At 74.4% G+C, this 25,872-nt stretch carries 20 protein-coding genes; 10 read left to right on the top strand and 10 right to left on the bottom strand.

The features are described from left to right. Positions 1 to 64 precede the first annotated feature (64 nt). The 4 genes from ACZDWJ_RS11465 to ACZDWJ_RS11480 form a co-directional block, all read right to left on the bottom strand. Positions 65 to 2,122 (bottom strand): mannosyltransferase YkcB-related protein, encoded by a 2,058-nt coding sequence (locus ACZDWJ_RS11465; protein ID WP_463521090.1) that lies wholly within the window; start codon positions 2,120 to 2,122, stop codon positions 65 to 67. A gap of 177 nt (positions 2,123 to 2,299) precedes the next feature. Beyond that, positions 2,300 to 3,526 carry an ornithine--oxo-acid transaminase gene (rocD, locus tag ACZDWJ_RS11470; protein ID WP_463521091.1) on the bottom strand — a complete coding sequence of 409 codons (1,227 nt, stop codon included), beginning with the start codon at positions 3,524 to 3,526 and terminating at the stop codon, positions 2,300 to 2,302. 68 nt (positions 3,527 to 3,594) lie between these two features. Next, on the bottom strand, positions 3,595 to 5,064 hold the full coding sequence (locus tag ACZDWJ_RS11475; RefSeq protein WP_463521092.1) for a sensor histidine kinase: 1,470 nt from the start codon (positions 5,062 to 5,064) through the stop codon (positions 3,595 to 3,597). Between the two features lie 28 nt (positions 5,065 to 5,092). Beyond that, positions 5,093 to 5,803, bottom strand: coding sequence for a response regulator transcription factor (locus ACZDWJ_RS11480; protein ID WP_463521093.1), 711 nt, complete (start codon positions 5,801 to 5,803; stop codon positions 5,093 to 5,095). Between the two features lie 235 nt (positions 5,804 to 6,038). Between ACZDWJ_RS11480 and ACZDWJ_RS11485 the strand changes: the two genes are divergently transcribed. Continuing rightward, positions 6,039 to 6,614: a hypothetical protein gene (locus tag ACZDWJ_RS11485; protein WP_463521094.1), complete on the top strand. Its 576-nt coding sequence runs from the start codon at positions 6,039 to 6,041 to the stop codon at positions 6,612 to 6,614. Here ACZDWJ_RS11485 and ACZDWJ_RS11490 read toward each other — a convergent pair. Beyond that, positions 6,601 to 8,103 carry an FAD-dependent oxidoreductase gene (locus ACZDWJ_RS11490; RefSeq protein ID WP_463521095.1) on the bottom strand — a complete coding sequence of 501 codons (1,503 nt, stop codon included), beginning with the start codon at positions 8,101 to 8,103 and terminating at the stop codon, positions 6,601 to 6,603. The two genes, ACZDWJ_RS11485 and ACZDWJ_RS11490, sit on opposite strands and share 14 nt — an antisense overlap. Before the next feature lie 91 nt (positions 8,104 to 8,194). Here ACZDWJ_RS11490 and hrpA point away from each other — a divergent pair, with 91 nt between their 5' ends. From hrpA to ACZDWJ_RS11510, 4 genes are all read left to right on the top strand, one after another. Further along, on the top strand, positions 8,195 to 12,145 hold the full coding sequence (gene hrpA, locus ACZDWJ_RS11495; protein WP_463521096.1) for an ATP-dependent RNA helicase HrpA: 3,951 nt from the start codon (positions 8,195 to 8,197) through the stop codon (positions 12,143 to 12,145). A 654-nt stretch (positions 12,146 to 12,799) separates the two neighbouring features. Then, positions 12,800 to 13,111 carry a hypothetical protein gene (locus ACZDWJ_RS11500; RefSeq protein WP_463521097.1) on the top strand — a complete coding sequence of 104 codons (312 nt, stop codon included), beginning with the start codon at positions 12,800 to 12,802 and terminating at the stop codon, positions 13,109 to 13,111. 108 nt (positions 13,112 to 13,219) lie between these two features. Next, on the top strand, positions 13,220 to 13,390 hold the full coding sequence (locus tag ACZDWJ_RS11505; RefSeq protein WP_463521098.1) for a hypothetical protein: 171 nt from the start codon (positions 13,220 to 13,222) through the stop codon (positions 13,388 to 13,390). Between the two features lie 116 nt (positions 13,391 to 13,506). Continuing rightward, positions 13,507 to 14,118, top strand: a complete 612-nt coding sequence (locus ACZDWJ_RS11510; protein WP_463521099.1) for a hypothetical protein — start codon at positions 13,507 to 13,509, stop codon at positions 14,116 to 14,118. Between the two features lie 63 nt (positions 14,119 to 14,181). Here the strand turns inward: ACZDWJ_RS11510 and ACZDWJ_RS11515 are convergent, their stop codons facing one another. Then, positions 14,182 to 15,513, bottom strand: coding sequence for an HNH endonuclease signature motif containing protein (locus ACZDWJ_RS11515; RefSeq protein ID WP_463521100.1), 1,332 nt, complete (start codon positions 15,511 to 15,513; stop codon positions 14,182 to 14,184). Between the two features lie 490 nt (positions 15,514 to 16,003). On the opposite strand from ACZDWJ_RS11515, the gene ACZDWJ_RS11520 reads away from it, so the two are divergent. Both ACZDWJ_RS11520 and ACZDWJ_RS11525 read left to right on the top strand, forming a co-directional pair. Then, the gene (locus ACZDWJ_RS11520; protein WP_463521101.1) at positions 16,004 to 16,537 is read left to right on the top strand and encodes a type II toxin-antitoxin system PemK/MazF family toxin; all 534 of its coding nucleotides are present in this window, start codon (positions 16,004 to 16,006) and stop codon (positions 16,535 to 16,537) included. 159 nt (positions 16,538 to 16,696) lie between these two features. Further along, a complete protein-coding gene (locus tag ACZDWJ_RS11525) occupies positions 16,697 to 18,103 on the top strand; it encodes an ABC transporter substrate-binding protein (protein WP_463521102.1) in 1,407 nt (468 codons plus the stop codon). Positions 18,104 to 18,116: 13 nt separating this feature from the next. On the opposite strand, the gene ACZDWJ_RS11530 is transcribed toward ACZDWJ_RS11525, so the two are convergent. Further along, the gene (locus tag ACZDWJ_RS11530) at positions 18,117 to 19,466 is read right to left on the bottom strand and encodes an HRDC domain-containing protein (protein WP_463521103.1); all 1,350 of its coding nucleotides are present in this window, start codon (positions 19,464 to 19,466) and stop codon (positions 18,117 to 18,119) included. Further along, on the bottom strand, positions 19,466 to 20,095 hold the full coding sequence (locus tag ACZDWJ_RS11535) for a DUF3000 domain-containing protein (RefSeq protein WP_463521104.1): 630 nt from the start codon (positions 20,093 to 20,095) through the stop codon (positions 19,466 to 19,468). The genes ACZDWJ_RS11530 and ACZDWJ_RS11535 overlap by 1 nt, the downstream gene beginning before the upstream one ends. 71 nt (positions 20,096 to 20,166) lie before the next feature. On the opposite strand from ACZDWJ_RS11535, the gene hemE reads away from it, so the two are divergent. Next, entirely contained in the window at positions 20,167 to 21,207 is a 1,041-nt protein-coding gene (hemE, locus tag ACZDWJ_RS11540) for a uroporphyrinogen decarboxylase (RefSeq protein ID WP_463521166.1), read from the top strand. Here hemE and ACZDWJ_RS11545 read toward each other — a convergent pair. Further along, positions 21,192 to 22,124 (bottom strand): DUF4349 domain-containing protein, encoded by a 933-nt coding sequence (locus tag ACZDWJ_RS11545; protein WP_463521105.1) that lies wholly within the window; start codon positions 22,122 to 22,124, stop codon positions 21,192 to 21,194. The two genes, hemE and ACZDWJ_RS11545, sit on opposite strands and share 16 nt — an antisense overlap. 47 nt (positions 22,125 to 22,171) lie before the next feature. Next, complete coding sequence (locus ACZDWJ_RS11550; RefSeq protein WP_463521106.1) at positions 22,172 to 23,095, bottom strand: LysR family transcriptional regulator; 924 nt, start codon at positions 23,093 to 23,095, stop codon at positions 22,172 to 22,174. A gap of 159 nt (positions 23,096 to 23,254) precedes the next feature. On the opposite strand from ACZDWJ_RS11550, the gene ACZDWJ_RS11555 reads away from it, so the two are divergent. Both ACZDWJ_RS11555 and ACZDWJ_RS11560 read left to right on the top strand, forming a co-directional pair. Beyond that, a complete protein-coding gene (locus tag ACZDWJ_RS11555; RefSeq protein ID WP_463521107.1) occupies positions 23,255 to 24,514 on the top strand; it encodes an acyl-CoA dehydrogenase family protein in 1,260 nt (419 codons plus the stop codon). 10 nt (positions 24,515 to 24,524) lie between these two features. Beyond that, positions 24,525 to 25,784, top strand: coding sequence for an acyl-CoA dehydrogenase family protein (locus tag ACZDWJ_RS11560; RefSeq protein WP_463521108.1), 1,260 nt, complete (start codon positions 24,525 to 24,527; stop codon positions 25,782 to 25,784). Positions 25,785 to 25,872: the final 88 nt, after the last annotated feature.

The following is a 25,872-nucleotide window of genomic DNA, read 5'->3' on the forward strand; positions in this document are numbered from 1 at the left end:
AGTCCGAGGCGGTGGCCGAGAAGCCGGACCCGGAGAAGCCGGCCACGACGACGCGTCCGGGCGATCAGCTCGCGGCCGAGGTGAGGTCGTAGACGGTGACCCCGTCCACGGTCTGGGAGGTGAAGGTCGACTCCACCCACGAGGCGATCTCCGAGGACGCGCTCGAGCCGCCACTCTGGTTGCCGCCGAAGCCGCCACCGGCGATGAACCAGTGGATGTCGCCGGCCGCCACGTAGGCCTTGAACTGGGCCAGGGTCGGGCTCGGGTCGCTGCCGTTGAAGCCGCCGATCGCCATGACCGGGCTCTCGGTGGCCAGCTGGTAGCCGGCGGCGCTCTGCGAGCCGACGGCCGCCGCGACCCAGCGGTAGGAGCCGGCGTCCTGGTTGAGCAGGGCGACCATCGCGGCGCTGGGATCGGCGGCGTTCAGCAGGCCGCCCATGCCGCCGGCGCGCCCGGTCTGACCGGTCTGGCCGCCGGTGCCGTTCTGGCCCGTCGTGGGCGGCTGACCCTGGCCGTTCTGGGTGCCGTTCTGGGCCCCGTTCTGGTTCATGCCCGGCGGCATGCCGCCGCCGAGGCCACCGCGTCCGCCGCCGGGGCCGCCCATGGAGCCGGCGCCGGCCGGCCCGGCGGTCGGGATCGAGCCGGTGTGGGCCTGGGCCGCGGTCGAGAGCGAGTAGGCCGTGGGAGCGGCCAGGCCGACGAGGATCGCGGCGACGCCGACGGCCAGCGCCGCTCGACGGGGCAGCACGCCGACCAGGGCGACGCCGGCGGCCACGGCGAGGCCGAGGAGCAGCACCGGCCAGCGCAGCCAGCCGTAGGCGTCGGCGCGGCCGAGCAGCACGAAGGCCCACACGGCGGTGAAGGCGGTGGCCGAGCCGAGGACGGCGGCGGCCAGCACGGTGCGTCGGTGCTCCCACGCGGCCCAGGCGCCGATGCCGATGAGCGCGCCGATCGCGGGCGCCAGGGCGACGGTGTAGTAGGCGTGGAAGATGCCGGCCATCAGGCTGAAGGTCAGCCCGGTGACGACCAGCCAGCCCAGCCAGATCGTCAGTGCGGCGTGGACGCGCGGACGCTCGGCGTGCCGTCGGGAGAGGAAGAAGGCCGCGACGCCGAGGATGAGGGCGGCCGGCAGCAGCCAGGCGATCTGGCTGCCGACCTCGCTGCCGAACATCCGCAGCAGGCCCGTGGCGCCCCAGTTGCCGCCACCGCCGCCGCCTCCGCCGCCGACCGATCCGGTCTCGTCGCCGTTGAGGCGGCCCAGGCCGTTGTAGCCGAGGGTCAGCTCGAGGATGGAGTTGTCCTGCGAGCCGCCGATGTAGGGGCGCGAGGACGCCGGCCACAGCTCGACGATCGCGATCCACCAGCCGGCCGCGGCGATCATCGCGCCGAACCCGACCAGCAGGTGCCCGAGGCGGCGCGCCAGCGGGACGCCCGCGAGCAGCAGGTAGGCCAGGCCGAGGGCCGGCAGCACCAGGAAGGCCTGGAGCATCTTGGCGAGGAACGCCAGGCCCACGAGCGTGCCGGCCAGGGCCAGCCAGCGGACGGCATGGCCGCCCTCGCGGCTGACCTCCACGGCGCGCTGCACGGCGTAGGCCGAGCCGATGAGCAGCAGCACGAGCATCGCGTCGGGGTTGTCGAAGCGGAACATCAGCACCGCGACGGGCGTCAGCGCCATGACGGCGCCGGCGAGCAGACCGGCCCAGGCCGATCCGGTGGCCCGCTTGATCGCCGCGTGCAGGAGCGCGACGGCGGCGACGCCCTCGAGCGCCTGCGGCACCAGGATGCTCCACGAGCTGAGCCCGAAGATCCGCACCGAGAGGCCCATCGGCCACAGCGCCAGCGGCGTCTTGTCGACGGTGATGGAGTTGGCGGCGTCGGAGGATCCGAAGAAGAAGGCCTTCCACGACTCCGACCCGGCCTGGGCCGCGGCGGCGTAGAAGGCGTTGCCCCAGCCCGACGCGCTCAGCCCGATGAGGTAGAGCGCGGCGGTGCCGAGGAGGAGGGCGGCCAGGGCGCCACGCTCGAGGCGCACGCGACGGCCGTCGTCGGGGTTCGTGGGGGAGGGGCTGCCGGGCGGATCGCCGGGCAGGCTCCGAGAGGGCGGGGACGCGACGGTGGTCATGGGGACGACTCTCGACCGCCCCGCTGGGCCGGAGGTCATGCCGGCCTGTCGATCGCCTGTGAGGGCTGATCCGGCCGGACGTGGCACGCGAGTTGTCTGGTTGGCACGCGACATTTCGCGTGCCAACCAGACGATTACCCGGTCAGCCGGGTAATTGACGCCCGGGCCGCGCCGACGTCAGCCGACGACGGCGGCGAGCTGGTCGAGACCCCAGGCGAGGTCGTCGGCGGAGATCACCAGCGGCGGGGCGAGGCGGATGGTAGAGCCGTGGGTGTCCTTGGCCAGGACGCCGCGCTCGAGGAGCCGCTCGCAGACCTCGCGGCCGGTGCCGACGGCGGGGTCGATGTCGACGCCGGCCCACAGGCCGCGGCTGCGGAAGCCGACGATGCCGTGGCCGACCATCGCCTGCAGGCGCTCGGCGAGCAGGGCGCCGAGCTCGGTGGCGCGGGCCTGGTGCTCGCCGGTGGCGAGCATCCGCACGACCTCGTGGCCCACGGCGCAGGCCAGCGGGTTGCCGCCGAAGGTGGAGCCGTGCTGCCCCGGGCGCAGGACGCCGAGGACGTCGCGGTCGGCGACGACGGCGGAGACGGGGACGATGCCGGCGCCCAGCGCCTTGCCGAGCACGTAGACGTCGGGGACGACGTCCTCGTGGTCGCAGGCGAAGGTGCGGCCGGTGCGGCCGAGGCCGGCCTGGATCTCGTCGGCCATGAGCAGCACGCGCTCGGCGGTGCACAGCTCGCGCAGGCCGCGCAGGTAGCCGGCCGGCGGGATGACGACGCCGCCCTCGCCCTGGATCGGCTCGACGAGCACGGCCACGGTGTTGGCGGGGTCCTCGGCGACGGCGGAGCGGACGGCGTCGAGGTCGCCGTAGGGCACCATCACGAAGCCGGGGGCGAAGGGGCCGAAGCCGTCGCGGGCGTCGGGGTCGTCGGAGAAGCCGACGATGGTGGTGGTGCGGCCGTGGAAGTTGCCGGCGGCCACGATGATGCGGGCGCGGTCGGGGGCGGCGCCCTTGACCTCGTAGCCCCACTTGCGCGCGACCTTGATCGCGGTCTCGACGGCCTCGGCGCCGGTGTTCATCGGCAGCACGAGGTCCTTGCCGCACAGGTCGGCGAGGGCGGCGGTGAAGCCGGCGAAGCGGTCGTGGACGAAGGCGCGGCTGGTCAGCGTGAGCCGGTCGAGCTGCTCGTGGGCGACCCGCAGCAGGCCGGGGTGGGCGTGGCCGAAGTTCAGCGCGCTGTAGCCGGCGAGGAGGTCGAGGTGGCGGCGTCCGTCGACGTCGGTCATCCACGCGCCCTCGGCGTGCTCGATCACCACCGGCAGCGGGTGGTAGTTGTGCGCGGTGCGCTCCTCGGCGCGGGCGAACTCCGTGGCGGTGCGGATGCTCTCGCTGACGACGGTCATGACCTGCCTCCCCTGGCAAGATTGTCGGACAATCCGACATCTACCGTAACAGGGTCGTCAGGGATCCGTCAGGCCCGGGGCAGGGTCACCTCGATCGTCGTGTCGCCCGGCTCCGAGCGCAACCGCACGGCGCCGCCGTGGGAGGTCACGATCGCCTCCACCAGTGCCAGGCCCAGGCCGACGCCGCCCTGACGCGTGCGGGCGGCGTCGCCGCGGGCGAACCGCTCGAAGGCGTGCTCGACGAGGTCGGGCGGGAAGCCCGGCCCGTCGTCGTGCACCGCGAAGCCGTCCTCGCGCACGCGCACGGTGATCGTCGAGCCGGCCGGGGTGTACTTGCGGGCGTTGGTGAGCAGGTTGGTGACCACCTGGTGCAGGCGCAGCGGGTCGCCCAGCACCTCGGGGGCGCCGTCGCCCTCGGGGACGTCGAGGCGCCAGTGGTGCTCGGGGCTGACGACGCGGGCGTCGGCGACGGCCTCCACGCACAGCCGGGCGAGGTCGACGGCCTCGCGCTCGAGGGGACGCCCGGCGTCGAGGCGGGCCAGCAGCAGGAGGTCCTCGACGAGCGCGGTCATCCGCACCGCCTCCTCCTCGACCTTGCCCAGGGCCAGGCCCGCCATCGCGGCGTCCTCGGGGCGCCGTCGCGCCAGCTCGGTGTACCCGGCGATCGTGGCCAGCGGGGTGCGCAGCTCATGGGAGGCGTCGGCGACGAACTGCCGCACCTGCTGCTCGCTGCGGTGCCGCGCCTCGAGCGAGGTCGCGACGTGGTCGAGCAGGGTGTTGAGGGCGGCGCCGACCTGGCCGACCTCGCTGCGGGCGTCGGTGAGGTGGGCCGGTACGCGCTCCTCCAGGTCGATCTCGCCGTCGGCCAGCGGCAGCTCGGCGACGGTGTGCGCGGTCTCGGCGACCTCGCGCAGCGGCCGCAGCTGACGGCGCACGAGCGCGGCCGCGGCCACGCAGGCCAGCAGGATCGCCGCGGCCCCGAGCAGCACCACCGAGCGCACCAGGCTCGCGACGACGTCGTCGACGTCGGCGGTCGGCAGGCCGGCGGCGGCGCTGCCGTCGCGGTTCACCGCCACCAGGTAGGAGCCCTGCCCGGGCACGGTGACGCGATGGGTGCGGCCGTCGGCGGGCACGTCGTCCAGCACGTCGGAGGCACGGCTGGAGAGCGGGTCGCGGCTGGCGTAGCCGGAGTCGTCCTGCACGGTGATGAACCCGCGCCAGGACTGGGAGTCGGAGACCACGCGCAGCGCGGTGAGCCCGCCCACGGCGTCGCCGGGGCCGAAGCCGTCGCCGCGGCGACCGTCGGCGTCCGCGTCGGGCGAGCCCGAGGGGGCCGAGGGGGCCAGCACGGCGGCCGGCGGCACCCGCTGGGCGCGCTCGAGCGCCGCGGCGACGTCGCGGTCGAGCTGGTCGCCGAGGTAGCTGCGCACCGCGAGGGTCGTCAGCGAGCCGAGCAGCACGGTGACCAGGAGGGCCAGCACCGCCGAGGTCAGCACCAGGCGGGCGGTGAGCGTCGGCGGGGTCAGTCGCGCCGGCACGCCGCGCAGTCGCGCGGGGAGCGCCACCTCAGCCCGCCGGCTTGAGGACGTAGCCGGCGCCCCGCATGGTGTGGATCATCGGGTCGCGGCCGGCGTCGACCTTCTTGCGCAGGTAGGAGATGTAGAGCTCGACGACGTTGGCCTGGCCGCCGAAGTCGTAGTTCCAGACGCGGTCGAGGATCTGGGCCTTGCTCAGCACGCGCCGCGGGTTGCGCATCAGGTAGCGCAGCAGCTCGAACTCGGTGGCCGTCAGGCTGATCTCCTGGCCGGCGCGGAAGACCTCGTGGGAGTCCTCGTCGAGGCTGAGGTCGCCGACGGTGAGGACGCTGGACTCCGCCTGCTGCTGGGCACCTGCGCGCCGCATGAGTCCCCGCAGCCGAGCCACGACCTCCTCGAGGGAGAACGGCTTGGTGACGTAGTCGTCGCCCCCGGCGGTGAGGCCGGCGATGCGGTCCTCGACGGCGTCGCGGGCGGTCAGGAAGACCACCGGCAGGTCGGGGTCGGTGCCGCGCATGCGACGCAGGACCTCCAGGCCGTCGAAGTCGGGCAGCATCATGTCGAGCACCACGGCGTCGGGCCGGAAGTCCTTGGCCGCCTGCACCGCCTTGGTGCCGGTGTGGGCCATCTCGACCTGCCATCCCTCGTAGCGCAGCGCCATGCTGATGAGCTCGGCGATGTTGAGCTCGTCGTCGACGACGAGCACGCGGAGAGGGGATCCGTCGGCGCGGGTGAGGTCCATGGAGAACACTGTGGACCTGCTGTCTGTGGGTTTCCTGTGCGACACGTGGGTGGTGTCTGGGTGGGGCGGTCTCCCCGGATATCCGGGGAAGCTGGACGTTGTCAGGGGAAGCAACCCCTGACAACGTCCAGTTCTCCCTGACCTGATCGCCCTCGATCCGGACCTCGAATCAGCCCAAGGCTGGCTCTCGACGCAGCCACAGGTGCGGCACAGGTCGGGTGCCGACGGTGGAGCCATGAGCCCGACGACCTACACCGTCCCGTCCCCGACCACCCCGGCCGCCTCCCGTGGCGGCCTCTCCTTCCGCGGCCGCGCCCTCGGCTGGCGCGGCGTCGCCGTCGTCTCGGTGGCCAGCGTCCTGCTCGGCGGCGCCGGTGCCGCGGCCCTGGCCGCGGCCAGCCCGAGCAACGACGGCGGGTTCGGCGGACCGGGCGGACGCGGTGGGCCGGGCGGCTTCGGCGGCCCGGGGCGGATGCAGATGCAGCAGGGGCAGATGGGCCAGCAGGGCCAGATGGGCGGCCAGATGGGCGGCCCGATGCAGCAGGGCCAGGTGGGGGGCCAGATGGGCGTCCAGATGGGCGGTCAGACGCAGCCCGGCCAGCCCGGCACCACCGGCACCACCGCCACCAACACCGGCTACACCGCCTACACCGTCAGCGCCGCCGCGATCGCGCCGGCGAGCGTCCTCGCCCGCGTTCCGTGGGGACGTCCGGCGCACCGGGCGGCGGCTGCGCGGGTGACGCCGGTGGCCACCGAGGCGCGCGCGAGCGTGCGGCCCGAGGACGGGGACGCGGAGGTCACCGGCGTGTGAGGTCCTCGACGGCCGCGGCGGCGGCCACCATGGCGCTGCCGAGCGGCGCGCCGGGGCCGGGGTAGACCGGCCCGAAGAGCGAGGACGCCGCGTTCCCGCAGGCGTAGAGCCCGGGCAGCGGCGTGCCGTCCGGGCGCACCGCGCGGGCGGCGGCGTCGACGGCGACGCCGCCCTTGGTGCCGAGGTCGGAGAGCACGAACCGGGCGGCGAGGAACGGCGGCTGGTCCACCGGCGTGAGGGCCGCGTTGGGCCCGGCGCCACCGGCGAAGAAGGTGTCGTACTCGTCGGCGCCGCGTCCGAAGTCCTCGTCGACGCCGGTGTCGCAGAAGCCGTTGAACCGCTCCACCTGGGCGCGCAGCGTCGCAGGGTCGACGTCGATCAGGCCGGCGAGCTCCTCGAGGGTGTCCGCGCGCACCCAGGTGCCGGCGGCGAGGTGCTCGGCGGCGTCGCCCTCGGGCATCGCGATGGCCGGCAGGCGTCCGCCCTCGCGGGAGTCGAAGACGAACCACGACGGCACGCGGTCGGCGTCGGCGGCCATGACCCGGCCGAACCGGTCGTAGGGCAGGCACTCGTTGCCGTAGCGCCGGCCGTGCCGGTCGAGCATGAGGCCGCTGCGGAATCCGAGGGTGAACGAGCCGCCGCCGTCGGGCTGCAGGAGGCCGGGGCAGAACCAGCCGTGGCCGGTCCAGTCGGCGGCGGCGCCGGCGGCGAGCGCGGCGGTGATGGGCTCGCCGCGGTTGGTGCCCGCCGGGGCCATCGACCAGTCGGGGTCGCCGGGGACGCCGTGGTCGGCGCGCAGGGCGCGGTCGCGCTCGAAGCCGCCGGAGCCCAGCAGCACCGCCGACGCCGCGAGCTCGACGACGCCGTCCGGCGTCCGGGCGACGACCCCGCGCACCCCGGGGCCGAGCAGCGACTCGACGCGGTGCTCGGTGAGGATCCGCCCCCCGTGCTCGACGAACGCCCCGGCGAGGCGGGCGATCAGCGCCTGCCCACCGGTGAGCGTCCGACGGCCCGGCGCACCCGCGCGGTCGAGCTCGACGGGCGGTCGGACGAGGTCCGCCACCGCGGCGGGCAGGGCATCCCGCTTGACGGCCGTGGGCTTGATGGAGCGGCCGGCCGGCACGCGGCCGGGGCCGGCGTAGTACTCGGGGAACGGCAGCCACTCGAAGGGGACGCCGAGCTCCTCGAGGCGGGCGACCAGGCGCGGCGCGCCGGCGAGGAAGGCCTCGAGCCGCGCGGCGTCGGGCTCGAAGCCCTCGAGGGCGAGCACCGCGCCGAGGTAGGCGCGGGCGCCGTCGGTGGAGTCGGGGAGCCCGGCGCGCTGCTGCACCGTGCTGCCGGGCAGCCAGCAGGCTCCGCCGGAGTACGCCGAGGTGCCGCCGATCCGGTCCGTGGCCTCGACGACGACGGTGCGCAGGCCGGCTGCGGCGGCGAGCAGGGCGCCGGTGAGCGCGCCGCCCCCGGAGCCGACGACGAGGAGGTCGGTCATGCCCGCATCATCCAGAACTAGAACACGTTCTCGCAAGGGTCATGGCGCGGCACCCCGTCGGGCTTCGTGCCCCGACCGCCGGGCTGGCACGATGGCCGACGCCATGGACACCGAGCAGCAGACCGCCGAGCCCGGCGCCGAGCCCGGCCCGGAGCCCGGCCCCGAGTCGCAGTCCGGGCGCCCCGCGGGCCTGCGGATCAGCTACCCCGCCGAGCTGCCGGTCAGCCAGCGGCGCGACGACATCGCCGAGGCGATCCGCGACCACCAGGTCGTGATCGTGGCCGGCGAGACCGGCTCGGGCAAGACCACCCAGCTGCCGAAGATCTGCCTCGAGCTCGGACGCGGCCGCTCCACCGAGCACCGCGGCCGCGACGGGAAGGTCCGGCGGCGCGGCGGCCTCATCGGCCACACCCAGCCCCGCCGGATCGCGGCCCGCTCGGTGGCCCAGCGCATCGCCGACGAGCTGAAGGTGAGCCTCGGCCCGGACTCGCCGGTGGGCTACCAGGTGCGCTTCACCGACCAGACCAGCCGGCAGACCCGCGTCAAGCTGATGACCGACGGCATCCTGCTCGCCGAGCTGCAGCGCGACCGCATGCTGTGGCGCTACGACACGATCATCATCGACGAGGCCCACGAGCGCTCGCTCAACATCGACTTCCTGCTCGGCTACCTCAAGCAGCTGCTGCCGCGGCGTCCCGACCTCAAGCTCATCGTCACCTCGGCCACCATCGACCCCGAGCGGTTCGCCGAGCACTTCGCCGCGGCCGACGGCACGCCGGCGCCGATCATCGAGGTGTCGGGCCGCACCTACCCCGTCGAGGTCCGCTACCGCCCGCTGCTGGAGCTGCCCGAGGCCGACGAGGACGGCGAGGCGATCCAGCGCGACCAGACCGAGGCGATCCTCGACGCCGTCCGCGAGCTGATGGCCGAGGGTCCCGGCGACGTCCTGGTCTTCCTGCCCGGCGAGCGGGAGATCCGCGACACCGCCGAGGCGCTCTCCGAGCTGACCGCCTCCACGCGCGGCGGCGGCGTCGAGGTCGTGCCGCTGTACTCCCGGCTCTCCGCGGCCGAGCAGCAGCGGGTCTTCGCGCCGCACGCCGGACGCCGGATCGTGCTCTCGACGAACGTCGCCGAGACCTCGCTGACGGTGCCGGGCATCCGCTACGTCGTCGACACCGGCCTGGCGCGCATCTCGCGCTACTCGGTGCGCACCAAGGTGCAGCGGCTGCCGATCGAGCCGATCAGCCAGGCCTCGGCCAACCAGCGCTCGGGACGCTGCGGCCGCGTGGCGCCGGGCATCGCGATCCGGCTCTACTCCGAGGAGGACTTCGAGGGCCGCCCGGAGTTCACCGATCCCGAGATCCTGCGCACCAACCTCGCCAGCGTCATCCTGCAGATGGCCTCGCTCGGGCTCGGCGACCTCGCCGGGTTCCCGTTCGTCGAGCCGCCCGATCGCCGCAACGTCGCCTCCGGCGTCCAGCTGCTCGAGGAGCTGCAGGCGCTGCGTCCGCGCCGGGCCGAGGACACGGCGCCGACCCTCACGCGGCTGGGCACGAAGCTGGCGCGGCTGCCCATCGACCCCCGCCTGGGCCGGATGATCCTCGAGGCCGAGCGGCTGGGCTGCGTGCGCGAGGTGCTCGTCATCGCCGCCGCGCTCAGCCTCCAGGACCCCCGCGAGCGGCCCGCCGAGCTGCAGGCCCAGGCCGACCAGCTGCACGCCCGCTTCCGCGTCGAGGGCTCGGACTTCCTCACCTGGCTGAGCCTGTGGCGCTACCTGCGCGAGCAGCAGCGCGAGCTCTCGGGCAACGCCTTCCGCCGCATGTGCAAGCGCGAGATGCTCAACTACCTGCGGGTGCGCGAGTGGCAGGACTTCGAGTCCCAGCTGCGCACCGTGGCCAAGGAGATGGGCATCCACGTCGGCCACGTCGCCGACCAGCCCGACGCCGACGGCATCCACCAGGCGCTGCTCTCGGGCCTGCTCTCCCAGATCGGCTCGCTCGAGGAGCGCGAGGGCCGTGACAAGGGCGAGAGGGGCCGCGGTGGACGACGTCCGATGCGGGAGTACCTCGGCGCGCGCGGCGCGCGGTTCGCGATCTTCCCCGGCAGCCCGCTGGCGCGGCGGCCCCCGGCGTTCGTCATGGCCGGCGAGCTCGTCGAGACCAGTCGGCTGTGGGCGCGGCAGGTGGCCGCGATCCAGCCCGAGTGGGCCGAGCGCCTCGGCGGCGACCTCGTCAAGCGCACCTACTCCGAGCCGCACTGGTCCACCAAGCGCGCGGCCGTCATGGCCTACGAGCGCGCCACGCTCTACGGCGTCCCACTGGTGGCCGATCGGCTGGTCTCCTACGGCAAGGTCGACGCCGAGGTGGCCCGCGAGCTGTTCATCCGCCATGCGCTGGTGCAGGAGGAGTGGCGCACCCGCCACCAGTTCCTCGCCACCAACCGGCGGCTGCTCGAGGAGGCCGCCGAGCTCGAGCACCGGGCCCGGCGTCGCGACATCGTCGTCGACGACGAGACCCTCTTCGACTTCTACGACGCCCGTGTGGGCCGCGACGTCGTCAGCGGCGCGCACTTCGACCAGTGGTGGAAGCAGGAGCGACGCCGCCGTCCCGACCTGCTCACCTTCGACCCCGCGATGCTCACCCACGACACCGCCGACGAGGTCGACGAGGCCGACTACCCGCAGACGTGGGAGGGCGAGGGGCTCACCTTCCCCATCAGCTACCACTTCGAGCCGGGCTCGGCCGACGACGGCCTCACCATCGAGGTGCCCGTCGCGACGCTCAACCGCGTGGAGTCCGACGACTTCTCGTGGGTCGTCCCCGGGCTTCGCGAGGAGCTGGTGACGGCGCTGATCCGCAGCCTGCCCAAGAGCCTGCGGGTCTCCTTCGTGCCCGCGCCCGACAAGGCGCGCGACTTCCTCGCCGCCGTACCGCCGGGGGAGGAGCCGCTCCTCGACGCCCTCGAGCGCTGGTGCCGCGCCACCACCGGCGTCGTGGTGCCGCGCGAGGCGTGGGACTGGAGCAAGGTGCCCGAGCACCTGCGGCCGACCTACCGCGTCGTCGACGACGCCGGCGCCGAGCAGGGCCGCGGCAAGGACCTCGAGGCGCTCAAGGCGCCGCTGCGTCCGCAGTTCCAGCAGGCCATCGCCGAGGTCGCCGACACCTCCGGGCTCACCGCCACCGGCCAGAGGTCGTGGACCTTCGGCGAGATCGCGCCCACGCACACCGAGCGCCGCGCCGGCCACGAGGTCACCGTCTTCCCCGGCCTGGTCGACGAGGGCGACGCCGTCGGCCTGCAGGCCTACGGCAGCGTCGACGAGCGCGACGCCCGTCACCGCCTCGGCGTCCGACGCCTCCTCGCCCTCGAGCTGCCCGACCCGACGCCGGCCGTCATCGACTCGCTGACCAACACCGAGAAGCTCGGCCTGGCCGGCTCGCCCTACCCGAGCGTCGCGGAGCTGCTGGCCGACTGTCGCCTGGCCGTGCTCGGCGACGCGGTCGACGCCCGCCCGGCCGTGCGCGACCAGGCGGCGTACGACGCCCTGCGCGCCGAGACCGCCCGGGAGCAGGAGCCGCGCATCCGCGCCGTGCTCGCCGACGTCCTGCGGGTGCTGGGGGAGTGGCGCGACGTCGACCGCCTGCTCACCGGCCGCGCCGACCTCGCCCAGCTGCCCGCGCTCACCGACCTGCGCGCGCAGATCGGCCGGCTCATGGCCCGCGGGTTCGTCGGCGAGGCCGGCGCCGCCCAGCTGCGCCGCTACCCGACGTACCTGGCCGCCGCGCGCCTGCGTCGCGAGCGGCTCGACGACGGCGCCTCGGCCGTCGTCCGCGACCGGCAGCTCGCCGACCAGCTCGCCGACCTCCAGGACACCTGGCTGCACCGCGTCGAGGCGCTGCCGTCGGGACGTCCGCCCGGCGCCGCGCTGCGCAGCGTCCGCTGGCTGCTCGAGGAGTACCGCATCTCGCTGTGGGCCCAGCAGCTCGGCACCGCCGTGCCCGTCAGCGACCAGCGCATCCGCAAGGCCCTGGCCGCCGACGCATGAGCGACGGCGTCGTGCTGACCACCCGCCGCACCGAGCCGGTGCGCGACGGCGAGACGCTGCACGTCGGCGACGGCGGCCTCGTGGAGGCCGCGGGCGGTCGGCTCCGGACGTCGGCTGCCGGCTCTACGACTCCGCGGTCGTCACGCCGCTCTCCGGGGAGCCCGCGCAGGCCCCGCCGCGTCGCGTGATCGCCGACGGGCGCCTGGTGCCGGTGCGGCCCACCGACCCCCGCGACCCCGACGCCGTCTGGCAGAGCCTCCTGGAGTCCGCCCGACCGCCGCGCCCCGACGCCGTCCCGCTTCCGGGGGAACCGGCCGACCTCACCGCCTGGAGCGGGCCGCTGCTCGAGGCTCTGGTGTCCGCCTGCGGCGCGGGCGCTCAGGGCGCGACCCGGAGAGCGCCTGGCCCATGACGCTGCGAGAGCTCACGGCCCGGCACGACGACCGGCTTCACGACGACCTCCGGATCGAGGGCCTCTCTGCGGGCGGTCGTCGGGACCTGCTCCACCTCGAGTGCGGTCAGGAGGATCTCATCGAGGGGAGCCTGGACGAGGTCGCACTCGTCGCCGGCCCGCGCCGCGACGTCGAGCGCGTCTCACGGCCGCGGCCGTGACATCGTGATCCGCGAGGTCGACGTGGAGGAGGAGGGTGCGCGATGACGTTCGAGGTGCTCCTGGAGGTGCTGCGCTCCCGCGGCCTGGCGCGGCGCGTGTGGATCGAGGGCGTCCACGAGGTCGCTCTGAGCGACGATCAGTACCTGCTCTCGCGCTCGCCCTCGGGGTGGCTGCTGTCGTACTACGAGCGCGGTCGGCCCGATCCGGTCAAGGACGGGCTCGCGGACGAGGCCGCGGCCTGTGCCGCGGTGCTGGACCGGATCGGCCCGGTCGCGCCGCCGCCGGCGCCGCAGGCCGGCAGGCTGAATCCGACGCCGTTCGCGCAGAAGGACGTCACGACGTGGACGGTGTGACGCTCGGGGAGCGGCTGAGGGCGATGGACCCCGTCCTGGACGGGAAGCAAGGCTCGTGGTGCCGCGTCGAGGCGTCGATCGCCGCATCGTCGGTGGAAGGGGTCGCGGGTGATCGTGTCGTCGGTGTCGGCGGGCCGTGCGCTCGTGGTGCTGAGTGACTCCCCGGAGGTCGCGGCCCGTCTGGACTTCGCCGGCGACCAGCACATGGGCTGGACGAAGGGCGTCAGGGCCGATGAGATCGAGGACGTCGAGATCGAGCGGTCCCCATGGCTGTCGTGAGAGGGGACCACGCTGCTCAGCTCCACTGGAGGGGTCCGATCACGCCGCTGCGGCCTGCAGGACCGCCCACGGCCGCCCGCGATCGTGGGCTCAGGCGACACGCGTAGGTTGGTGCGGTGCCTGAGCAGCCCCACCGCCACCACCGGCCCGCACCGAAGACCACGGAGTTCTTCGACGCCTACGTCGGTGGTGAGGACCCCGCCGGGCTGACGGAGGCTGGCGACCTCGCGGCCCAGGTGCTGGTGCGCGGCGCGGACGATCCGCGGCTGGCGCAGCGGATCATCCACCTGGCCGACACCGAAGGGCTCGAGGCGATCGCGCAGGTGTGGTCGCACGCTCCCGCGGACTCGCTGGCCGGCTGCCTGTGGCGGCTCTACGTGCTGCGGCAGTGGGTGCACGCGGACCCGCACACCGTGGCCCGCGAGTTCGAGGCCGGCCGCGCCCGCGCCCAGGTGGCCCGCGTGGTGGCCGGCGTCGCCGACCCGCCCGGCCCCGACCAGCTGCGCGCGATGGTCGACGAGGTGCTCGGCGGCATCGCCACGGGCGACTTCGCCGACGTGCTCTTCCGCGCCAGCGCCTTCGCCCGCGTGGTCGCCGCCGGCCGCGCCAGCGAGCACCCCGACCACGCGGTGCCCGTCGACGCCGTCGATCCCATCGCGCGCCTGCTCACCCTCGCCGAGCAGCTCGAGGCGGCCGGCCACGCCGAGCTGGCGCATCGGCTGGCCTGACCACGCACCTCGAGCCCGGGACCGGGGATGGTCACGGGCTGGGGTGTTGGGTTCAGCGGGGTGTCAGGGTGCGGGGGTCTCGGCAGGCTCGACCACCGGATCTTGTCGGTGATGGAGCTTGTCGAGATCCGGTGCGGGGAGCATGACGGTGCCGGTGGGTCCGCGCCGGAAGTGGACGCCGGTGGGGCTGGTCCACAAGTGATGGCCGGGATGGTCGGGGTCGGGCCGGTAGCGCCAGCCGGAGTGTGTCTTCGAGCGGTGGTGATGCCGACACAGGCACGCGAGGTTCAGGGACGACGTTGGGCCGCCGCAGTCGAACGGGTTGATGTGGTCGAGGTCGGCTCGTCGGGCCGGACGCCGGCAGTGCGGGAAGACGCAGGTGCGATCACGGACGATCACCTGTTCCCGGAGGAGGGGTGCGGCCTCATAGGACTCGCAGTGCCGCTCCGCCGCCAGGTCGAGGACGGGCCGGATGATCACCCTGGACGAGTCCCCGCACCAGCGCTTGACGGCGTCCAGAAGGAGCGGGGATCGCGTGGCCTCGAGGGTGGCGATGGGGCCGATGTCGCCGAGGGCGTCCGCGGAGAGGTGGACGTAGAGGACGCTCTCCCTCGTGCGTGCTGACTCGACCGTTGGCTCGTCGGTGGTGAGGTCGAGGTGCTGGCGCCCGAGCTGGCCGGCGGCCCACGGACGCCGCGCGTCGAGGGAGTCGGTGGAGCCGAGGGCGAGTGCTTGGTGGGCCAGCTCGCCGAGTGCGGCGTCGAGGTCGATGGCGTCCTCGCGGTCCATGCGGCCGTGCACGTCGATGGTGCCGTCGAGACTCGGCTGGTCGACGGCGACGTCGAAGCGCCGGTCGTCACGAGCCAGCCGCTGACGCAGGGCCGCAAGATCAGGATCGACCTGCTGCTCGGCGAGGTTGACGGCGTTCTCGATCGCCCGACGCCCCACCGAATGCGCATAGGCGGCGAGCAGCTGATCAGCCCGAGCAGCCGCCTCGAACGACAGCAGCATCGTGTGCTCGGTGATCCGACGCACCTGCGCCACCGTCACCTCCCCCTCGACGAGGCGTGCCCACAGGCGCGGGAGACGCGTGCACGCCTCGAGTGCGTGGCCCACGTAGAACCGGCCCGAGTCGGTCGACATCCCCAGCGCCGCGGCGATCTCGTCGCAGCAGTACTCGCTGACCATCGGCGCACCAGGACCGGCGATCGCCACCTCGCAGTGCGTGCCCACCAGGAACGCGGCGTCCATCCCGTCGGCCACGGTGTGGGTGATCGCCCAGTCAGCGGCGATCTGGAAGACCTCACGCTCGGCGTCGTCAGCCACGGACCTGGCCGCCATGGCAGCGCGCAGGAGGTCGCTGTCGCGCAGCAGACGGGGCTTCCGAGTGGCCATGCCTCATTCTATCCGAACACCAGTTCGAAGACGAGCGCTTGTGCACAGCGATTCCGGGCGGGTGCGGGGGTCTCGACAGGCTCGACCACCGGGGCGGCGCTCGACCACCGGGGCGGCGCTCGTCCACCGGAGCGGATCTCGACGACCGGAGCCGGCGGCGCACCGACGCAGAGCCGGGGCCCGCGCATGCGTAGCTGCGCCTCTCAGGACGAGGGCCTGAGGCGAGCCGGCGACGGCGAGGGCGCCGGAGCGCGCAGATCCGCCATCGAGCCCCACCCCGCATGAGGGTTCTCACAGCCTCACCGGATCAGGCCGGTTCGGCGTGCGTCCGTCAGGTCCACGGCGTAGTGTCGGAGACGCGAGTGCACCGGGTCGTGGCAGCCCCGGGTCCCAACATCAGCCGCTACGAGCGGCCACGCGCCGTGAGGCGCTCCCGGTCCGGTGCACTCGCCCTCACAGCCTGGAGAGGCGAGCCGGTAGCGTCGCCGCCATGAGGTTCGAGCGTCTGCTGCGCGCCGTCGTCCGCTCCGCCCGCACGGGCGTCCAGAGTCCGCCGGGCACCGCGTCGCCGGCTCCCCGACAGCCCCGACAGCCCCGACAGCCCCGCGCCGCTGGACGGCCGGCGCGCGGCGGCATCGAGCTCGACTACGCGCCCCACGCCGACGGTCGGCCCGATCCGGGCGAGGTCGTGTGGGGGTGGGTGCCCTACGAGGAGGACGCCAGCCGCGGCAAGGACCGGCCGGTGCTGCTGATCGGCCGCGACGGGGGACGGCTGCTCGGGCTGATGCTCACCAGCAAGGACCACGACCGCGACGCCGCGCAGGAGGCACGGGCGGGACGAAGCTGGATGGACGTCGGCGCCGGCGGCTGGGACCGTCAGGGCCGGCCGAGCGAGGTGCGGCTCGACCGGCTGCTGCGGCTCGACGCCGGCAGCGTGCGCCGCGAGGGCGCGGCCCTCGACCGAGTGGTCTTCGAGCAGGTGCTCGCCGCGGCGCGCCGGGTGAACCCCGACCTGCGCGGCTGAGGACCCCGCCCTCTGGCGGCCGAGTTCCCGGATGTCCCGTGAGAAGGCGCACGGCGGACCCGGCCGGTGTGCAGCGGGCGCCCCGGTAGGGTGGCGAGGCCCGCCGTGCATGGCTGCCGCGCGTCCGGGTCCCGCCCCGCTGCAGCCAGGAGGTGCCGGTTGAAGCGTCGGGTCGCACTCGGAGCGCTGATGCTCCTGAGCCTGCTCGGGACCACCGCCTGCACCGAGGCCGACGGCTCCGGGGCGAGCGGCACCAGCGCCTCGCCGTCCCTGTCGCCCTCGCCCACCGAGAAGGTCGACCTCACGCTCGGCGTGTACGGCTCGAAGGCCGAGGTCGAGGCCTACCGCACCATGGCCAACGCCTGGAACAGCACGACGCCGGAGTCCCGCGTCACCGTGCGCGCCTGGACCAGCCGCGAGCAGATGCAGGCCTCGCTCACGAAGGCCGCGGCCAGCGGCGACCGCACCGCCATCCCCGACGTCTTCCTCGCCTCGCGCAACGAGCTGGCCTTCCTGCGCGAGAAGCGCCTGAGCCAGCCGGTCGACGAGCTGCTCGACGAGCGTCGCGTCGACTTCGGCGACGGCTACTCCCGTGACGCCATCGAGGGCTTCTCCGCCGACCGCCAGCTGCAGTGCATGCCCTACGGCTCCTCGCCGCTGGTCGTCTACTACAACACCCAGCTCGTCGACTTCGACGCCATGGCGCAGCGCGGGCTCGACGTCCCGTCGGCCAGCCGCACCAAGTGGAGTCTCGACGAGTTCAAGGCCGCCGCCGAGTTCGCCGCGCGTCGCGGCAGCGGCGCCAAGGCGCTCGCGATCGAGCCGACCCTCGAGGGGCTCTCGCCGTTCATCTACGCCGGCGGCGGCGAGGTCTACGGCGACGGCACCCCGCCGACGTCGCTGGCCTTCTCCTCCGACGACACCCGCGGCGCGCTCGACGACATCCTGCCGGTGCTGCGCGACCCGAAGCTCAACATCTCCCAGCGCCAGCTGGCCGCCGCCGCCCCGGTGTCGTGGTTCCGGCGCGGCAAGGTCGCGATGATCCTCGGCACCCGCGCCCTCGTGCCCGAGCTGCGCGAGGCCAAGGGCCTGAGCTTCGACGTGCTGCCGGTGCCCACGATCGACACCACCGCCACCGTCGGCGACGTCACCGGCCTGTGCCTCTCGGCCCGCACCGAGCACACCGTCCAGGCCGCCGACTTCCTGGCCTACGCCGTCTCGCCCGAGGCGGTCCGCCTGGTCACCCGCACCGGCTACCTCGTGCCGGCCAACCAGCAGGTGGCGCTGTCGGAGGACTTCACCCAGACCACCGACCAGCCGATCCACGCCCAGGTGTTCACCACGGCGGTGCGCTCGATGCGCCTGCCCCCGTTCCTCGACGACCTTCCCGCCCTGCAGCGGGCGGTGGCGCGCGACGTCCGGGCCCTGGTGACCGACCCGGGCGACGTCGACCTCGACGCCCTGACCACCCGCATCGACGAGGACTCCCAGACGGTGCTGGCGCCGGCCGGTCCGAGCCCCAGCGGCAGCCCCAGCCCGAGCGGCAGCCCCAGCACGTCCGGCTGAGGCCGGCCGCGCCTCAGGCGTCGGGCTGGTCGTCCACCTGGTCGTCCGGAGCTGCCTCGGGCTCCGGCTCGACGTCGCCGGCGATGATCGCCTCGACGAGCAGCGGCGTGGTGAGCTCGATCTGCCAGGGGCGGGCCCCGAGGGAGGCCAGCTGGGCGGCGACGGCCGCGGCCAGCGCCTGCGGCTCGCGGACCGCGGGCGGGGTCCAGAGCAGCCGGCGCAGATAGTCGGGGGTGAGCAGGTTCTCCACGGGCGTGGAGACCTCCTCGCCGAGGGCGGCGACGGCGTCGCGGGCCAGAGCCAGGCGACGGGCGGCCGCGGGGTCCTTCTCGGCCCAGGCGCGGGGCAGCGGAGGGCCGTCGGTGCGCGGCGCGCGCTGCGGCAGCTCGGACTCCGGCAGCTCCGCGACCTCGCGCACGGCGGCGATCCAGCGAGTGGAGTACCGCTCGGCCCCGCGGCCGTGGAAGCCGCGCAGGCTCAGCAGCTGGCTGCGCTCGAGGGGCAGTGCGGTGGCGGCCACGACGATCGCGGAGTCGGGGAGGATCCGGCCGGGGGTGACGTCGCGCTGGCGGGCGATCTCGTCGCGCAGCTCCCACAGGGCGCGGACGGCGCCGAGGTTGCGACGGCCGCGCACCCGGTGCAGGCCGGAGGTGCGACGCCAGGCGTCGGTGCGGACGGTGGGCTCGAAGGAGCGCAGGTGGTCGAACTCCTGCTGCGCCCAGGCGGCCTTGCCGGACTCCTCGAGCTCGGCGGCGAGGAGGTCGCGCAGCTCGACGAGCACCTCGACGTCGAGGGCGGCGTACTCCAGCCACGGCGCCGGCAGGGGCCGGGTGGACCAGTCGACCGCCGAGTGCTCCTTCTTCAGGCGCCGCCCGAGGAGCGTCTCGACGAGGGTCGCGAGCCCGACGCGCGGATAGCCGAGCAGGCGGCCGGCGAGCTCGGTGTCGAAGAGGGCGTGCGGGTGGAGGCCGACCTCGGCCAGGCAGGGGAGGTCCTGCGTGGCGGCGTGGAGGATCCACTCGGCCTCGCCGATGGCCTCCTGCAGCGGCGCGAGGTCGTCGAAGGCGATGGGGTCGACGAGGAAGGTCGTGGTGCCGGTGCGGCGCAGCTGGATGAGGTAGGCGCGGCTGGAGTAGCGGTAGCCGGACGCGCGCTCGGCGTCGATGGCCACGGGGCCGGTGCCGCCGGCGATCGCCGCACAGCACTCCGCCAGACCCTCGGGGGTGTCGACGACGCCCGGCAGGCCGTCACGCAGGGTCAGCAGGGGAGCGGGCGGCGCCTCGGGCGCCTCGGGCTCCTGGGGCTCCTGGGGCTCCCCAGGCTCTGCGGAGGGAGCCGTGGGATCAGGTCCGGCGTCGCTCATCAGGCCTGGCCGCGCTGTCCCCGGCGGCTCGGCATCACCGCGACGCCCTCGGGCACCGGCTCCAGACCGGACGCGGCGCACAGGACCTCGCCCCAGGCCTCGACGTGGGCGCGCAGGTCGACCGGCGCGTCGTCCTCGACGACGGGGGTCCAGGACGCGCGCACCTCGACCTGCGAGGTGGCGGGCTCGCCGGCCATCGAGCCGAAGCTCTCGGTGAGCACGCGGGTGACGGTGCCGCTGACGGCCACGTGCGTGGCACCGGCGGACTCCAGGGCGTCGGTGAGCCAGGACCACACGGCGGAGCAGAACAGCTGCGCGTCGTCGGACTCGGTCTCGGGCTCGGTGTCGGCGCGCACGTAGGCGACGCAGCGGAAGGTGCCCTCCCAGGCGTCGTTGCCGTCGGGGTCGTGGAGCACCACGAGCCGGCCGGTGCCGACGTCGACGCCGTCGACGGTGACGTCGGCCGACAGGGCGGAGGCGTAGGGGGCGATGCGCTGCGGGGCGGGCATCTCCTCGCACAGCACCTCGGGACGCAGGCGCGCGGAGGCCAGCGAGGACACCGCCTCGCGGAACGCCGTCGGCACGACGGCAGCACCCGGTTCCGGGTGCGTCTGGGGACGCACGACCATGGGGTCACAGTAGGTGACGGCGGCCTCGAACCGAGGTTCGAACACGCCGTGCGATCCTTGACCCCGTGACGATCGCCCCGCATCCTGCCCTCGCCGACAGCGCCTTCCTCAAGGCCGCCCGGGGCGAGCCGGTGCCGCACACCCCGGTCTGGTTCATGCGTCAGGCCGGCCGCTCGCTGCCTGAGTACCTGAGGGTGCGCGAGGGCGTCGGCATGCTGGAGTCCTGCATGGACCCCGACCTCGTCGTCGAGATCACGATGCAGCCGGTGCGCCGCTACGGCGTCGACGCCGCCATCTTCTTCTCCGACATCGTGCTGCCGCTCAAGGCGGTCGGCGTCGACCTCGACATCAAGCCCGGCATCGGGCCGGTCGTCGCCAGCCCCGTGCGCACCCTGGCCGACGTCGAGGCGATCCCCGACCTCACGCCCGAGCACGTCCCGTTCATCGCGCAGGCCGTCGAGGGCCTGGTCGGCGAGCTCGGCGGCACCCCGCTCATCGGCTTCGCCGGCGCGCCGTTCACGGTCGCGTCCTACCTCGTCGAGGGCGGGCCCTCGAAGGAGCACGCGAAGACCAAGGCGATGATGTTCGGCGCCCCCGACGTCTGGGACGCCCTCATGCGCAAGATCGGCGGCATCGCCGCGGCCTACCTCGAGGTGCAGGTGCGCCACGGCGCCTCGGCGGTGCAGCTGTTCGACTCCTGGGCCGGTGCGCTGACGCCGCAGGACTACGCCACCCACGTCATGCCGCACTCGGCGCGGGTGCTCGAGCAGGCCGGCGCGCTCGGCGTGCCGCGCATCCACTTCGGCGTCGGCACCTCCAACCTGCTGACGCTCATGGGCGAGGCCGGGGCCGACGTCGTCGGCGTCGACTGGCGCACCCCGCTGGCCGACGCGATCGGCCGCGTCGGCGACCGCGGCGTCCAGGGCAACCTCGACCCCACGCTCGTCTTCGCCCCCACCGAGGTCATGACCGCCCGCGCCGCGGAGGTGATCGAGGCCGGACGCGCGGCCCGCGGCCACGTCTTCAACCTCGGCCACGGCGTCATCCCCTCCACCGACCCCGACCAGCTCGCGCGGCTGACCGAGTTCGTCCAGGGCTACCCGCTGGCCTGAGCGGTCCGCCCGCGCGCCCGACGGCGCAGGGGCACCCAGCCCAGCGCGGCCAGCACGAGCAGCAGGCCGACGAACGGGACGGCCGCGCCCGTCGCCGTGGCCGTGGCGGACGCGGCGTCGGAGAAGGCGTCCCAGCCCGAGCGCAGGCCGCCGAGGAACCCGGTGCGTCGGGTGTCGTCGGGCACGGTGCCGGTGCGCTCGATCGTCACCGAGATCGTGGCCATCGAGGTCTGGTCGGCGAGGTGGTCGCGCTGACGCACCAGCGACTCCAGGTCGGCCTGACGGCTCGCCAGCTCGCGCTCGACGCGCACGACGTCGGCCAGGCTGCCGGCGCGGCGCATGAGCGTGCTGATGCGGGCGATGCTGGCCCGCTGCACGCGGATCCGGGCGGCGGTGTCGAGCACCTGGGTGGTGACGTCCTCGCTGCTGGTGCTCGAGGCCCGCAGGTCGGCGACGCCCTCGAGCCGGTCCATCGCGTCGCGGAACCGGGCGCTGGGCACCCGCAGCGTCAGCACGCTGCTGAGCGCGCGGCCGTCGGTGTCGACGTCGGTGCTGTCGTCGCTCACCGAGCCGCCGAGGCCGGTGGCCACCGCGGTGGCCTCCCGGCGGGCCGCGCCCACGTCGTCGGCGGCCAGGGACACGGCGCCGGTGGAGATCACCGAGGGCGCCAGCACCCCGGGGGCCGACGAGGCCTTCTCGGCCGTCGTGTCGGCGTTCGCCTCCGCGGAGTCGTAGGAGGCCCGGACGCCGTCGGCGGCCGGCTCGGGCACCACTGCCGAGGAGCCGGCCGCGCTCGCGCCGCTCCGCTCGCCGGCGTCGCCGCCCCCTCCGCCACAGGCGGCGAGGAGGCCGATCAGCACGGCGAGCACGGGAAGCAGGGCGGGGACGAGGACGGGGAGCGGGTGTCGCTGGCGCATGCCGATCGGACGCGCGGGCTCCGGCCCCGGTTCCCGGTGTCGGCGCCTCAGGCCGGCTGGTGCACGACCTCGTGCGAGGAGGCGTCGGCGGTGCGACGCAGCCGATCGACGAGGTCGCGCACCTGCACGGGCAGCAGGTCGGGGCGCCGGTGGCGCAGCACGAGGCTGACCACGGTGCGATCGCCCTCGATCGGCCGGTGCACGATCAGCCCGGCGCGGTGGAGCGGATCGCCCTCGACGCTGTAGTCGGGCAGGAGCGTGACGCCGAGCCCCTCGGCCACCATCACCTTGCCCATCTCGGCCCCGTCGGTGCTGTGCACGACCGGCGGCTGGTCGGGGCCGAAGAGCCGGTGGGCGTAGCGGTGCATGAGGTAGCCCGCGCGCATGCCGACGAACCGCTCGGCCCGCAGGTCGTCGACGCTGACGGCGTCGCGGACGGCCAGGGGGTGTCCGGCGGGGAGCACCGCCACGGGGCGGCCATGCAGGAGGTCGGTGCCGACGAGGTCGGCCGGGCCGTCGTCGCCGGCGAGCTCGTTGACCAGCCCCAGGTCGATGGTGCCCTCGAGGAGCCCCTCGTGGATGGCGCCCTGCTGGATGGTGAGCACCTCGACGGTGGTGCGCGGGTGGGCGTCCTGGAACTCGCGCACCGCGGGCACGAGCAGCGTCGAGGTGGCGGCGTTGACGGTGCCGAGGCGGATCAGGCGGCTGCGGGCGCTCTGGTCGCCGGCGGCGGTGCGCAGCCGGGCGACGGCGTCGAGCACCTCGACCATGTGCTGCTGGAGGTCGCGGCCCTGGCGGCTGATCCGCGAGCCCGTCCGGCGCCGGTCGAGCAGGGTGACGCCGAGCTCGCGCTCGAGCTTGGAGAGCGCCTCGCTGAGGGCGGGCTGGGAGACGTGCAGCCGCTCGCTCGCGCGGCGCAGGGAGCCGTGCTGGGTCACGGCGACCAGGTACTCGAGCTGTTCGATGCGCATGCGGGTCCTCGCGGTACGGGTGCTGGTGGCGGGTGGGTGGTCGGTGCGGCCTGTCGGCGGTGCTCGACAGTTCCGTGCGTCGGAGGACTGGCGCCCGTCCTAAACATGACTAAGTTACTAGACAAAGATGATCCTACGACACGAGAGGGGATGCCAGCGATGACGCTCCAGTCCCAGGCGCCCACCCCGGCGCAGCACCCGTCCGAGGCGGCCTTCGGAGCCCGCCCGCAGACCTCCGAGGAGTGGGTCGAGCGGGCCCGCCAGGTCGCCAGCCAGCTCGCCGTCGACGCCGTCGAGCGCGACCGCGCCAACGCCAGCCCCGTCGCCGAGGTGCGTCTGCTCAAGGAGGCCGGCCTCGTCACGCTCCTCGCGCCCGTCGAGCACGGCGGCGCCGGCGAGAGCTGGACCACCGCGCTGCGCGTCGTGCGCGCCGTGGCCGCCGGCGACGGCTCGATCGGCCAGCTCCTCGGCTACCACTACGTGTGGGCCTGGGCCGCTCGCCTGGTCGGCACCCCCGAGCAGATCGCCGCCGTCGAGCAGGCCGCCGGGGAGAACCAGTGGTTCTTCGGCGGCGCGGTGAACCCCCGCGACGATGACCTCGTCGTGCGCGTCGAGGGCGACGAGCTGGTCTTCTCCGGCCGCAAGTCCTTCTCCACCGGTGGTCGCATCTCCGACGTCACCGTGCTCGAGGGCGTCATCGAGGGCACCGAGGACCACGTCTTCGCGATCGTCCCGACCGACCAGCCCGGCCTGCGCTTCGCCGGCGACTGGGACAGCCTGGGCCAGCGCCTCACCGAGAGCGGCTCGGTGGAGATCGTCGACGTCCGCGTGCCCTGGGAGTCCGCGGCCGGCTACGTGCGCACCGACGAGGGGTGGCGCTTCGCCCCGCGCGTCTACAACACCCTCAACGTGCCCCTCATCCAGCTGGTCTTCGCCAACTTCTACCTCGGCATCGCCGAGGGCGCGCTGGCCACCGCGGCCAGCTACACCCGCGAGCGCACCCGCCCCTGGCCCTACACCCCGGACGTGAAGAGCCGCGGATCGGAGGAGTTCTACATCCTCGAGACCTACGGCGACCTCCGCTCGCGCCTGTGGGCCGCCGAGGCGCTCGCCGAGCGTGCGGCCGGGCTCATCGAGGCCATCAACGCCCACGCCGACGACGTCACCGGGGCCGAGCGAGGCGAGGCCGCCGTCGTCATCGCCGCGGCCAAGCAGGTCGCCATCGACGTCGGCCTCGAGGTCGGCACCCGGGTCTTCGAGGTCACCGGCGCCCGGGCGACGTCGAGCTCCGTGGGCCTGGACATCCACTGGCGCAACATCCGCACCCACTCCCTGCACGACCCCATCGCGCACAAGCGCGCCGAGGTCGGCCGTCACTTCCTGCTCGGAGAGATCCCCGAGCCCACCTGGTACACGTGAGGGGCCGACGATGACCGAGATCGCAGATCGGCCCGCCCCGGCGCAGGCGATCGACCAGCGGGCCGCCGTCGAGGAGCTGCTGCCGCGCATCGCGGAGGGGGCGCTCGCGCGCGAGCTCGAGGGCTCGCTGCCCGAGGAGCCCGTGCACGCGCTCAAGCTCGCCGGGCTCGGCGCGCTGCAGGTGCCCGTCGAGCACGGGGGAGCGGGGCTGGACTGGCCCGAGCTCGTGCAGGTCTGGATCGACCTCGCCGCCGCCGACAGCAACCTGACGCAGGCCTTCCGCGGGCACTTCGCGCTCGCCGAGGACCGCCTGTGGCAGCACCGGCGCGGGCAGGACCAGCAGGCCTGGTTCGCCCGGTTCGTCGCCGGCGAGATCGCCGGCAACGCCTGGTCGGAGACCGGATCGACGAGCATCGAGACCCAGCAGACCGTGCTGACGCCGGCCGGTGGGGGCGGCTACCGCCTCGACGGCCAGAAGTTCTACACGACCGGCACGATCTTCGCCGAGTGGGCCGACGTCTACGCCCGCCGCGTGGGCGGCGGCGCCGACGGCGAGGACGACTTCGCCATCGCGCTGGTCGACACCCGCGCCGACGGCGTCGTCGTGCTCGACGACTGGGACGGCTTCGGCCAGCGCGGCACCGGCAGCGGCACCACCGCCTTCGACGGCGTCCCGGTGCCGGCCGAGCACGTGCTGCCCTTCGGCGAGCGCTTCCCGTACCAGACCGCGGTGTACCAGCTGAACCTGCTGGCGACGCTGACGGGCATCGGCGAGGCCGCGCTGGCCGACACCCTGGACGCGGTGCGCGAGCGGGAGCGCAACTACTCCCACGCCAACGCGGCCCGGGTGCGCGACGACGCCCAGGTGCTGGCGCGGGTCGGCGAGATCGCCTCGGCGGTCTACGCCTCGCGGGCCACGACCGTCGAGGTGGCGCGCGCGGTGCAGGCCGTGGCCGAGGCCGCCAGCGCGTCCGCGGAGGAGGTCGCGCGCCTGAACGAGGCCGCGGAGATCGAGGCGTCGCGAGCGCAGGTGGTGGTGACCGAGCTGATCCTCAAGGCCACCAGCGACCTCTTCGACACCCTCGGAGCCTCGGGCACCTCCCGGGCGCGGGGGCTGGACCGGCACTGGCGCAACGCGCGCACCGTGTCGTCCCACAATCCGCGGATCCTCAAGGCGCGCGTGGTCGGCGCGCACCTGGTCAACGGGACGCCGCCGCCCTACGCCTGGGCGATCGGAGCGACCCGCCGCGGCGCGGGGTCCGACGCCTGAGTCGGGGCCTGAGCCGACGTCCGGCGACCGGGGGTGAGAGGCACTGCCTCTCACCCCCTCGTCGCATCCGTGCGCACCGGACTTGTGT

This window comes from Nocardioides sp. B129/18, from assembly GCF_055282735.1.

What these genes read in the sequence shown, in the direction of transcription:
- ACZDWJ_RS11465 (WP_463521090.1), bottom strand. Translation starts at nt 2,122, where the DNA reads ATGACCACCGTCGCGTCCCCGCCCTCTCGGAGCCTGCCCGGCGATCCG.
- rocD (WP_463521091.1), bottom strand. Translation starts at nt 3,526, where the DNA reads ATGACCGTCGTCAGCGAGAGCATCCGCACCGCCACGGAGTTCGCCCGC.
- ACZDWJ_RS11480 (WP_463521093.1), bottom strand. Translation starts at nt 5,803, where the DNA reads ATGGACCTCACCCGCGCCGACGGATCCCCTCTCCGCGTGCTCGTCGTC.
- ACZDWJ_RS11485 (WP_463521094.1), top strand. Translation starts at nt 6,039, where the DNA reads ATGAGCCCGACGACCTACACCGTCCCGTCCCCGACCACCCCGGCCGCC.
- ACZDWJ_RS11490 (WP_463521095.1), bottom strand. Translation starts at nt 8,103, where the DNA reads ATGACCGACCTCCTCGTCGTCGGCTCCGGGGGCGGCGCGCTCACCGGC.
- hrpA (WP_463521096.1), top strand. Translation starts at nt 8,195, where the DNA reads ATGGCCGACGCCATGGACACCGAGCAGCAGACCGCCGAGCCCGGCGCC.
- ACZDWJ_RS11500 (WP_463521097.1), top strand. Translation starts at nt 12,800, where the DNA reads ATGACGTTCGAGGTGCTCCTGGAGGTGCTGCGCTCCCGCGGCCTGGCG.
- ACZDWJ_RS11515 (WP_463521100.1), bottom strand. Translation starts at nt 15,513, where the DNA reads ATGGCCACTCGGAAGCCCCGTCTGCTGCGCGACAGCGACCTCCTGCGC.
- ACZDWJ_RS11520 (WP_463521101.1), top strand. Translation starts at nt 16,004, where the DNA reads ATGAGGTTCGAGCGTCTGCTGCGCGCCGTCGTCCGCTCCGCCCGCACG.
- ACZDWJ_RS11530 (WP_463521103.1), bottom strand. Translation starts at nt 19,466, where the DNA reads ATGAGCGACGCCGGACCTGATCCCACGGCTCCCTCCGCAGAGCCTGGG.
- ACZDWJ_RS11535 (WP_463521104.1), bottom strand. Translation starts at nt 20,095, where the DNA reads ATGGTCGTGCGTCCCCAGACGCACCCGGAACCGGGTGCTGCCGTCGTG.
- ACZDWJ_RS11545 (WP_463521105.1), bottom strand. Translation starts at nt 22,124, where the DNA reads ATGCGCCAGCGACACCCGCTCCCCGTCCTCGTCCCCGCCCTGCTTCCC.
- ACZDWJ_RS11550 (WP_463521106.1), bottom strand. Translation starts at nt 23,095, where the DNA reads ATGCGCATCGAACAGCTCGAGTACCTGGTCGCCGTGACCCAGCACGGC.
- ACZDWJ_RS11555 (WP_463521107.1), top strand. Translation starts at nt 23,255, where the DNA reads ATGACGCTCCAGTCCCAGGCGCCCACCCCGGCGCAGCACCCGTCCGAG.
- ACZDWJ_RS11560 (WP_463521108.1), top strand. Translation starts at nt 24,525, where the DNA reads ATGACCGAGATCGCAGATCGGCCCGCCCCGGCGCAGGCGATCGACCAG.